Source organism: Photobacterium lucens (genome assembly GCF_009873615.1).
GTDB lineage: Bacteria > Pseudomonadota > Gammaproteobacteria > Enterobacterales > Vibrionaceae > Photobacterium > Photobacterium lucens.
Genome location: NZ_SSMG01000111.1, coordinates 1 through 11,418, shown reverse-complemented (window position 1 = coordinate 11,418; position 11,418 = coordinate 1). Strand labels below are relative to the sequence as shown.

General features: G+C 43.3%; 8 protein-coding genes. 4 read left to right on the top strand and 4 right to left on the bottom strand.

The genetic code is table 11. From position 1 onward, the window contains the following. Nucleotides 1-279 precede the first annotated feature (279 nt). The 4 genes from E5A76_RS05480 to ebgR all read right to left on the bottom strand — a co-directional run bounded on the left by E5A76_RS05480 (nucleotide 280) and on the right by ebgR (nucleotide 6,652). Nucleotides 280-1,716, bottom strand: coding sequence for an amino acid permease (locus tag E5A76_RS05480; RefSeq protein WP_161118335.1), 1,437 nt, complete (start codon nucleotides 1,714-1,716; stop codon nucleotides 280-282). A gap of 110 nt (nucleotides 1,717-1,826) precedes the next feature. Beyond that, nucleotides 1,827-2,279, bottom strand: a complete 453-nt coding sequence (locus tag E5A76_RS05475; protein ID WP_107166147.1) for a beta-galactosidase subunit beta — start codon at nucleotides 2,277-2,279, stop codon at nucleotides 1,827-1,829. A gap of 3 nt (nucleotides 2,280-2,282) precedes the next feature. Continuing rightward, nucleotides 2,283-5,375, bottom strand: coding sequence for a beta-galactosidase subunit alpha (gene ebgA / locus E5A76_RS05470; RefSeq protein WP_161118334.1), 3,093 nt, complete (start codon nucleotides 5,373-5,375; stop codon nucleotides 2,283-2,285). Nucleotides 5,376-5,668: 293 nt separating this feature from the next. Further along, nucleotides 5,669-6,652 (bottom strand): transcriptional regulator EbgR, encoded by a 984-nt coding sequence (gene ebgR, locus E5A76_RS05465; RefSeq protein WP_161118336.1) that lies wholly within the window; start codon nucleotides 6,650-6,652, stop codon nucleotides 5,669-5,671. A 361-nt stretch (nucleotides 6,653-7,013) separates the two neighbouring features. Here ebgR and galE point away from each other — a divergent pair, with 361 nt between their 5' ends. The 4 genes from galE to galM all read left to right on the top strand — a co-directional run. Continuing rightward, the gene (galE, locus tag E5A76_RS05460) at nucleotides 7,014-8,024 is read left to right on the top strand and encodes a UDP-glucose 4-epimerase GalE (protein WP_161118333.1); all 1,011 of its coding nucleotides are present in this window, start codon (nucleotides 7,014-7,016) and stop codon (nucleotides 8,022-8,024) included. A gap of 17 nt (nucleotides 8,025-8,041) precedes the next feature. Beyond that, on the top strand, nucleotides 8,042-9,097 hold the full coding sequence (locus E5A76_RS05455) for a UDP-glucose--hexose-1-phosphate uridylyltransferase (RefSeq protein ID WP_161118332.1): 1,056 nt from the start codon (nucleotides 8,042-8,044) through the stop codon (nucleotides 9,095-9,097). 71 nt (nucleotides 9,098-9,168) lie between these two features. After that, a complete protein-coding gene (gene galK, locus E5A76_RS05450; protein WP_161118331.1) occupies nucleotides 9,169-10,323 on the top strand; it encodes a galactokinase in 1,155 nt (384 codons plus the stop codon). A 40-nt stretch (nucleotides 10,324-10,363) separates the two neighbouring features. Next, nucleotides 10,364-11,418, top strand: a 1,055-nt coding sequence (gene galM / locus E5A76_RS05445) for a galactose-1-epimerase (RefSeq protein WP_161118330.1), incomplete at its 3' end; no start/stop codon positions are given.

Below are 11,418 nucleotides of genomic sequence, written 5' to 3'. Positions count from 1 at the left end.
TGTAACATTCGTAACGATATAAAGACGTAACGTAACAGCTTAAAACATCTATTTTTATATGGTTTTATGAGCTATATCACAGTCACTAAAAGGCGTTATTTCCATTTTTATCTTTTGTTTGCTGGTATTGATTGTCTCGCCCTTAAATAAATCTCAACTATCAGTAAAAAATAATTTCTCATAAGTAAAATAAACCGCTATTTTTCAAAAAACAAAAAAGCCGCTCATATAAATGTACGGCTTATCTATTTATTGACTTAGCTTATTTAGCGATAAAACTTAGTGCTGTGTTGCTACTGTTGGTTTCTTTTCTGCATCCTGAAGCGCGCCTTGTTGTTTCTTCTCAAAGCGAGAAATCCACCACCACGCAAGACCAGAGAATACCGCCGTCATAAAGACGTTAATAAAGAACGCACGCACTAAATCAACACCAGGAGGGAACGCAGAGGCTGTCATACTCACCACGAAAATCACGATAAGAATAGAGACAACAATCATACCCACTTTTTGCGAGCCCATGCGGAAATCACGAGGCGTATCATCATGCTTCCAGCGGAAAACAAAGTAAGCGATCATGATAAGAATTGGCGGTAACATTGCCGTACCCGCAGTTAGGTTAATCGCAGTGTTCATCATCTGCTGTACTGACTCAGAGCCAAAACCGTTCACTACTAACATCGCAAATACAAACGCAAACTGCCACCATGCTGCACGCACTGGTACGCCATGCTCATTTAGCTCTGTGGTTTTTTCACCGTAAACACCTTTCGGAATTTCAGAGAAGTGGATTTTCACAGGTGCTGCTGTCCACATCATCATTGAGCCAAACATGGCAATGAATAGCACGATACCGACAAAACGACCGACTAACGCTTCCGAGATATTAAAGTAGTTCCCCATACCGGTGAAGATCTCAACCATGCCACCAGCATAGGTTAAATCTTCACGTGCCACGAACACGTTCACAAGTAATGAGCCAAGGGCGTACATACCACCGATCACAATACCCGCAACAATGATCACTTTAATAAATGACTTATGACCGCCTTTAACATCGTTAAGATATGCCGCAGCGGTTTCTGCACCACCCGCTGCTTGGAAAATCCAACACATGATGCCTAATGTCGCCCAATTAATGGTTGGCTTCATCGCTTCTAATGTGATCGGTTGTGCTGGCTGATGATCGCTACCCAGCGCAAGCAGTGCACCAACGACGTAAATAGCAAACAGTGAGAACACACCATAAGCCACCACTTCGGTGATCTTGCCTAACCATGATGCACCCTTGGTTGAAATATGGGTGGCAGCGGCAAATAACACAATCGAAATTACTGACGTGACGATTGGCGAGAAGCTGTACTCATACCCCATCATGGCGTATGAAGCATAAGCGATCACGTTTGGCAGTAATGAAATAAAGAAAAATAGGTTAACGAACCAGTACAGGAATGAGCCCATGTACGCCATTTTGGTACCTAAAGGCTGCTTTAGCCAATCGTACATGCCTGATTCTGAGTTTTTATTCGCCGATACAAATTCAGCGATAATGAATACGAAAGGAATGAAATAGATCATAGTCGCCAATAAGAAAATTGGCGCAGAGCTTAATCCTAATTCGATATTATTGTTCACGATATTACGAACGTTAAATACCGCAGCGAATGTCATCGACAATAAGGCAAATTTGCCTATCGTACCTCGTGTTGCTTCCGTCATGTTTACCCCAAAAAAACAAACTATTCATGGGACTAGTTGCCAATCTCATGAATATAAATATCAAAAGATCAGGCCCACACCGTGAGCCTGATTGTTACGCTTGCTTGGAACTATTTATTCAAGAAGTAGCCATCTTCAATGGTCACTTTTAGCACCACTTTTCTAACTGGGTTTTCACCTAAGAAACGGTACGCTTTGTCGTTTTCAAAAATCGCAATTTGCCCTTCTGATAACGCAATGACTTCACCACAACCCACCAAGGTTTCACGGTCTGTTTCATCTTGGTAAGCCACTTCAGTGGTTAATTGTGCTTTCTCCGCCACTTCCACCTGCTCACTGCCTTCAAGGTAGTAATGCACATCAAAGTAGCGACGGTTACCAGTAAACAGACCATTGGTTGGCGTTACTCCGTTTTGCACCATGTACACCAGTGAATCACCAATCGAATGCATCACACCTTCTTGGATGTTTTCAATATTTTCAATGGCTTCTACACAACGGTTCCATTTACGTCCATTGCGGTACACCAATTTAAATTGCGCTAAGCTATCTAATACGATCATGGATTACGCCTTATTCGTTTGTGGAGCCGTTGTTGTGAAAAACGCTGAGTCAAAGTTGTGATTTGCCAATGCTTGTGGTCGGCAATCGCCAGCCGTAAATGGCAGAATCGTTAAACCATAACGGAAGCTATCCATGTACACACGGTATGAATCCAGCACTTCACTACCCCAAGAGTTAGAGCCTAAGCCCATCACTTGGTGATCAAGGTTTAGGGTGATGTAACCACTCTTCTCAAGCTCATGTGTATGCTGTGCTTGGTGAAGGTTTTGGTTAGTGTAGAACCATGCACTGAAGTTAATTTCTTGCTGTGGTTTCACTAGTACACCAGTGCCATGTTTATCAGCCAATGCAGCCCAACGAACGTGCTGGCGGTTACCGTTATTTTGTGGGAACGGGTAGTTTTCAAACATGTCAGCAACTGTGGTGCTGTAAACATCAATCATGTTAGCTTGACGGCTATCTTGGTAGTTTTCTTCAGGACCGCGACCGTAGTATTGCACCTGATCAAACGCGCCATTAATGCCTAAATCCAAACCAATCACAGGGATCACATGTGGGTAATCACCGTAACGCTCACCGCTTAATTCCACATTTAACTGACCTTGTGCATTAACTTGGTAGCGGTAATGACAACGCATACCAAAATCAAACACTGGTGGTGAAATAATGCTAGTGACCGTGATTTCACACTGACCATCAATCATTTCCACATTGAGGCTACGGAAGTGCTCTTGCATGATTTGTAGGTGAGCCGGATGCCATAGACCTTCATATTCTTGCTTGTGGTTATCGATCATTGGTTTAAAGAAATTCAGCTTAGGCGAAGATTGAATCAACTCTTTACCATCAACTAACCATGATGTTAACTTACCGTTCACTTTCGAGAAGTTAAGCGCAAAGTTATAACCTTTCACCACGTAATCTAAGCGTGTTTCTTCAATCGCTAATTCAGTCGCATTGTGATTAACAAAGCTTTCCAACTGTGCGGTATTCGCTTTTAGCTCGAACTGGTAAACCGCAATATCATGGTTTGCTGCACTGTAACGAGTGCGAGAATCTTTACGCACCGTGAAGTTGACAAACACTTCACGCTCATCAAGTTCAGGCCACGCTAAGGTGATCATCTGCTCTGAGTTTTCAGCCAGATCTGTTAGTTTTATCTGCTCAACGGATAAGGTTTCACCTTCAGCACGCACTTCTGCGGTAATGGTGTAATCATCAATGTTCGAGAACCATAATTTGTTCTCAACCATAAATTGACCTTGTTTCGCATCCACTTCACGGATCTTCACTGGCGCAATCACTTGCTTGTATTCTTTCAAGCCAGGGCCTGGTGTTTGATCTGGGTAAATCAAACCATCCATACAGAAGTTGTAATTGTTCGGGTAATCGTTGTAATCACCGCCGTATTTATAGAATTCAATGCCGTTTTCATCACGAGCTAGAATGCCGTGATCACACCATTCCCATACGTAGTGACCTTGAATATGATCGTGCTTGTAGAACACGTTTTGGTATTCCGTTAAACCACCAGGACCGTTACCCATTGCGTGGGCGTATTCACAGATAATGCGAGGTTTCGCATGTGGGAATTCACCAAAGTGATTCATCAATTGCGCACGTGAGTACATAGTAGAGATCACATCCACCACTTCAGCGTCACGATCTTCTTCATAATGCACTAAGCGAGTGTCATCAATCGCTTTAGTTGCCGCATACATAGCACGAATGTTACAGCCGTAGCCCGATTCGTTACCCATAGACCACATGATGATTGATGGATGGTTTTTCTGAGCGTGAACATGACGCACAGCACGATCAACAAACACAGTTTCCCATTCAGCGTCATCGGTAATACGGCTTAAATCGCCGACGTTAGCAAAGCCGTGTGTTTCCACATCGGTTTCCGCCATTACAAACAGACCGTAAATGTCACATAACTCGTAGAAACGTGGATCATTTGGATAGTGAGCCGTACGTACAGAGTTAATGTTGTGCTGTTTCATTAGCACTAAATCTTTTTCCACACGATCCATACCCACCGCACGACCTTTAAGATGATCGTTATCGTGGCGGTTCACACCGTGTAGCATCACGTATTTGTTGTTGATGTAGAACAGACCATCACGCACTTTAATGTCACGGAAACCAACACGCTGCGGGATCACTTCCAATACATTGCCTTGGCTGTCTTTTAGCGTCAGTAGTAGTTGGTAAAGGTATGGGTTTTCAGCGTTCCATTGCACTGGCGCTGTCACATCAATGGCAAACTGCGCATTAGCACTATCAGCAACATGAAGATCAGCCACAACGCCTTCTGCGATAAGTGTTGTGCCATCCATTAATTGGTATTCAACCAATGCCGTTTGTGCGCTTGCCGTTAAGTTTTCTAACTCAACATCACAGCTTAATATGGCGTTTTGGTATGCGCTATCAAAGTCAGTACGTACCGTAAAATCACGCACGTGTAACTGCTCTTTACCCACAAGGTAAACATCACGGAAAATACCCGCAGTCCACCACATATCCTGATCTTCAATGTAAGTGGAATCCGCCCACTGCATCACACGAACAGACAGTAAGTTATTGCCTTGCTGCACGAATGCACTGATATCAAATTCTGCGGTTAAACGGCTACCTTTGCTAAAACCAACGTATTGACCGTTCACATACACTTCAAAGTAAGTTTCAACACCGTCAAACTTGATAATGGTTTGCTTGTCGTTCCAATCCGCACCTAATGTAAATGTGCGTTGGTAAGCGCCAGTTGGGTTATCTGATGGCACAAACGGTACATCGATTGGGAACGGGAAACCTTCATCTGTGTATTGAAGATCGCCATGACCTTCCATTTGCCACATGTTAGGAACCGTGATTTGTCCCCACTGCGTCATTGGCTGGCTGTAAAATTCTTCTGGTACTAATAATGGATTTGAAAAGTATTCAAATTGCCACTGACCACTAAGCAGCATAAAACGGCTACTTAGTTCACGTTGAAAAGTCGTTGCTTGCTTAACTGAATCGTATGAGAAGAAATAAGCACGTGGTGCCATGCGGTTCTCATGCAGATGTTGGAAGTTTTCCCAGTTGTTCACGTTATGCCTCCCGGCTCAAACCGACGTTTTTTTAATCTGTGATCAATCGTGATAATGACGATGAATCTGTTGGGAATGAGTTTAGTAAAAGTTTTACTAAAATAAATTAGTGAAAACGTTTTACATTAAGCGAGTCACATTTTACGAGGGGATTTAAACCAATCCTGTGATCGGCTTAAAGGAAGTGGCAGAAGGTAAGATAACAGAAAGAAAACAGTGTAAATAACGCAACGCTTTTCACAGAAAATAAAAAGGCACTGTAAAAACAGTGCCTTATAAATACTTCATTGCTGCTATTTCGTGGTACCACGCAGCTTTAACTTACTTGGCACATAAACTTGTAGAGGCAGAACTCGCCCATCTCGTGCCTTTTCCACCAGCAAATTCACACCTTGGATCCCCATCATTTCAGCGTGAATACGTACGGTAGACAGCGAAGGGAAGGTAAATTTAGCGGTAGGAATATCATTAACACTGATCAGCGCAATATCTTCTGGAATAGCCAGTCCTTGTTCATGGATCGCACGCAGTACACCAATGGCAATAGAATCAGACGCAATAAATAACGCATTGGGGTAATCGCCATTAGCAAACATCTGCTTAGCGAGCGCATAACCAGAAGCACTAGAAAAATCGCCACGGTAAATGTCTTTACTATCGACAACGCCTTTTAACTGACCGTATTCAGAAAACGCAATTTCACGAATATCAGCAGTATTTACCAAATCTTGCCCACCAATAAAACCAATACGTGGGTAGCCTTGCTCAATAAAGAAATCGACAATTTGTTTACTGATCCTTTCAAGGTCAATATCCACGCTGTCGTAACGTTCTGAATTATCTGAAAAATCAACAAAACAAATATTATCTGTTATCTTTGGCAACTCTTTCAATAACTTAGCTGAACATCGTCCAACAATCAGTACCCCTGTAATCGTTGCATCATGGGCATCAAACTTACCGTCGTAACAGTTGATTAAATCAATATCGAGCTTATCACATTGGGTCTCAATCCCATGACGAATAGACAGATAATAAGGATCATTCACTTCTGCTTCTTGCTTATGGCTATAAAGTGCCACAAAGCAATGCTGTTGCTTTTTCTCAACCACGGCTTTTTTTGAGCTGCTGGTTTTGTATTCGAGTTTTTCAGCAATTTCAAAAATACGTTGTTTAGTCTCTTCTTTTACGCTTAATGACGGATCGTCGTTGAGCACACGCGATACCGTTGCAAGAGAAACCCCTGCTTCATTAGCTATGTCTTTTAATGTCGCCATACTTACTTTGCTTCCCATCAACTTAGCTCACTATCCTAGTGAGATATTTTGAAAATAACACTTTTTATTATGGTTTTATATTGTGCCTTAAGATTTTAGTAAAAATTGTTACATTACCCTGAAATTTTATATATCTGACAAAAAATCAAATATAACCAATAAATTCAAAGAGTTATAAATATTCCTTAATTTTCTCTCTCACTGTTATCGCTCACATTCCATGAATTTAAAGTGTAAACGTTTACACATTGCTAAGTTGATCACAGATCGTAAGCTCACTTCATTGGTAGACTTTTTTACAGAAAGTTGAGACACGCAATATGCGGATCTCCTCTCCCCAAATTAAGCAGAGGCGAAAATAGTGGAAGTTTTAGTCACCGGCGGCATGGGATACATCGGCAGCCACACATGCGTACAAATGATCCAAGCAGGGATCACTCCTATCATTATCGATAACTTATCCAATGCCAAAATCGGTGTATTGGCACGTATAGAAGCATTAACGGGTGTAATGCCAGTGTTTCACCAAGGTAACGTCCAAGATGAAGCGTTTCTCGATAGCGTCTTTGCCCAACACGATATTAAAGCGGTGATCCACTTTGCAGGCTTAAAAGCGGTAGGTGAATCGGTCGAAAAACCACTGGAATACTACGACAACAATGTTAATGGCTCTTTAGTGTTAGCACGTGCCATGCGTAAAGCGGGCGTAAAAAGCATTGTCTTTAGCTCATCCGCTACCGTATATGGCGATCCTGAAATTGTACCTATCACTGAAGACTCACCAACAGGGGCGACCACTAACCCTTATGGTCGAAGCAAATACATGGTGGAAGAGTGCTTTAAAGATCTGTTCCATGCAGAAAACGATTGGAGTATTACTCTACTACGTTACTTCAACCCAATAGGCGCACACCCTTCCGGCACTATGGGTGAAGATCCGCAAGGGATCCCCAATAACCTAATGCCATTTATTGCTCAGGTGGCGATTGGTCGCCGTGATCGGTTATCTATTTTTGGCAACGATTACCCAACCCCGGATGGCACAGGTGTTCGCGACTACATTCACGTCATGGATCTGGCAGATGGTCACATTGCAGCACTTAATGTCCTGCGTGAAAAAGCCGGCTTACATATCTACAACCTCGGCACAGGTACAGGCTCTAGCGTATTAGAAATGGTCGACGCATTTGCTAAAGCATGTGGCAATCAAGTGCCTTACATCATTTGTCCTCGTCGTGCAGGTGATATTGCAGCGTGTTGGGCAAGCACAGACAAAGCTGAACGTGATCTCAATTGGAAAGCGACGCGCAGTGTAAAAGAGATGACTGTCGATACCTGGAACTGGCAATCAAACAATCCTAACGGTTATTAATTAAGAGAGTAAAACACATGTCTGCAGTTGAATTTAACCCTGTTGATCATCCACATCGCCGTTATAACCCACTGACTGGTCAATGGATTTTAGTCTCGCCACACCGTGCCAAACGTCCTTGGAGTGGTCAAGATGAAAAGCCATCAACCGAGCAACTACCAAGCTATGACGGAAAGTGTTTCCTGTGTCCAACGAACGAGCGTATTTCTGGCGATAAAAACCCAGATTACCAAGGCACATACGTATTTAGTAATGATTTTGCCGCGCTAATGGTGGATTCACCAGAAGCGCCACAATCGACTAATCCGCTATTTAAAACCCAAGGAGTTCGTGGTTTAAGCCGTGTGATCTGTTTCTCTCCCGATCACAGCAAAACATTACCAGAGCTACCAGTTGAAAAAATTCGTGGCGTGATTGATACCTGGAACGATCAAATTGAAGAGCTAGGTAAAGATTACATTTGGGTACAAGCTTTTGAGAACAAAGGTGAAACCATGGGCTGCTCGCAACCGCACCCACATGGTCAAATTTGGGCTAATAGCTTTTTACCGAATGAAATCGAGCGTAAAGAACACAACCTAAAGACGTACTATCAAGAAAATGGTCGCAACCTATTGGTCGATTACGTTGAAGCTGAGCTAAAAGACGGTTCGCGCATTGTGGTTGAAACCGAACATTGGGTAGCACTAGTGCCTTATTGGGCAGCATGGCCATTTGAAACCATGCTGTTACCAAAGACGCATATTCGTCGTATGAGTGAACTCACCGATGCGCAACGTGATGATTTAGCGGTAGCGATTAAAAAGCTGACAAGCCGTTACGACAATCTATTCCAATGCTCTTTCCCTTATTCCATGGGCTGGCATTACGCCCCTTTCTTTGAGCAAGGTACTGACATTGAGCATTGGCAATTACATGCGCTGTTTTATCCGCCATTACTCCGTAGTGCCTCTGTGCGTAAATTCATGGTCGGCTATGAAATGTTAGCAGAGAGCCAACGTGATTTAACCGCCGAGCAAGCTGCACAACGCCTACGTGATCTCAGTGATGTTCACTACAAAGAACAACAATAAGTTATTGCTTACTTACACTGTGCCGCTGATATAACAGTGGCATAAGTTACCCTATTTTGTGAGAGATTTTTATGTCAGATCTAATTTCAAACGTTAAACACGCCTTCACCGCAGTATTAGGCTACCAACCAAGCCATTTAATCCAAGCGCCGGGGCGTGTAAACCTGATAGGCGAACATACCGACTACAACGATGGCTTCGTTTTACCTTGCGCTATTAACTACCAAACGGTGGTTGCTGCTGCTCCCCGTACTGACAACATCATTCGTGTGGTATCGGTAGATTATGACAATGCTACCGATGAGTTTGATCTCACCCAAGCTATCGAATTCCAACACGATAAGATGTGGGCAAACTACATTCGTGGCGTAGTGAAATGTTTACTTGAACGTGGCTTCACTTTCACGGGTGCTGATATTGCAGTAACAGGTAATGTTCCTCAAGGTGCAGGATTAAGCTCATCTGCAGCATTAGAAGTAGTGATTGGTCAAACCTTTAAGGTGCTTTATAACCTTGAGATCAGCCAAGCAGACATCGCCTTAAATGGTCAGCAAGCTGAAAACCAATTCGTAGGCTGTAACTGCGGCATTATGGATCAAATGATCTCTGCTGAAGGTCGTGAAAATCATGCGATGTTATTAGATTGCCGCAGCCTAGAAACCCAAGCGGTATCCATGCCTGAAGACATGGCAGTTGTGATCATCAACTCCAACAAAAAACGTGGCTTAGTGGACAGCGAATACAATACCCGTCGTCAGCAATGTGAAGAGGCTGCACGTATCTTTGGCGTCAAAGCACTGCGTGATGTCACCATTGAGCAATTTAATGCCAAAGCACACGAGCTGGATGAGTTAGTAGCGAAACGTGCTCGCCATGTGATCACTGAAAACGATCGCACCGTTGAAGCGGCTACTGCTCTACGTAATCACGACATGAAGCGTATGGCTGAGCTAATGGCACAATCTCATGCTTCTATGCGCGATGATTTTGAAATCACAGTATTTGAAGTCGATACCCTTGTTGAAATCGTCAAAGACGTGATTGGCGAGCAAGGCGGTGTACGTATGACTGGCGGCGGCTTTGGTGGCTGTATTGTCGCACTCGTTCCACCAACATTAGTGGATGATGTCAAAGCAGCCGTTGAAGCGAAATACCAAGCTGCAACCGGATTAAAAGAGTCAATTTACGTCTGCCAAGCTAAAGATGGCGCAGGCAAGATTGCTTAATTCATTCAGTCACTAACCAATTAATAGGTAAGGAGCACCAATGCAAAGCCCATTCATGCACGCTATGACTCAGCAGCTCGCCTACGATGGCAAGCCAGCTAATGTCATTGAACTCACCAATAGCCATGGAATGCGTATCGTGCTGATGGACATTGGTGCTACTTGGTTAAGTTGTAGCCTTCCCCTTAGCAGCAGCGAACAACGAGAAGTGTTATTAGGCGTCGATAACCTTGCTGATTTTTATGCCCAACAAAGCTACATGGGGGTAACTGTTGGTCGATATGCTAACCGTATTGCCAATGGTCGCTTCAGTATTGATGGTCAAGCATACCAAGTCTCAACCAATCAACATGGTAATTGCCTTCACGGTGGTGAAAATGGCTTTAACCAACGTCGCTGGCAAATCGTAGCGCAAAGCCAAGATAGCGTTTTATTTAGCTTAGTCTCTGAAGATGGTGATCAGGGCTTTCCCGGTACACTGATGGTTGCGGTGCGTTATACCTTAACCGATAACAATGAAGTGATCATTCACTACATTGCTGATACCGATAAAACCACACCCGTTAATTTAACCAATCACGGTTACTTTAATCTGCAAGGGGCGAGCTGGGACAGTGATAATCGCTCACATACAGTACGTATTAATGCTGACTACTATTTACCGACTAATAGCCTTGGTATACCGCTCGATAAGCCACAACCAGTTGAAAATACCAGTTTTGATTTCCGTATCAGCAAAACACTGAGTAAAGACTTACTGACAGATCAACAGCAACAACAAGCTAAAGGTTACGATCATAGCTTTGTGCTAAACCCAGCAAGAAATACTAGTGAGATTATTGCTGAAGTAATTTCCCCTGATAACAAAGTCACCATGACGGTAAAAACCAATAAACCAGCTGTGCAACTGTATGGCGGCAACTGGTTAGCGGGTACTCCTGCTCGTGATGGCAAGCAATATCAAGATTACGCAGGATTGGCGTTAGAAACCCAGTTTTTACCCGATTCCCCTAACCACCCAGAATGGGAGCAACCCAGTTGTTACCTCTCCCCCCAAGAGCAATACAACTACACCACCACCTATCAATTTAGTTA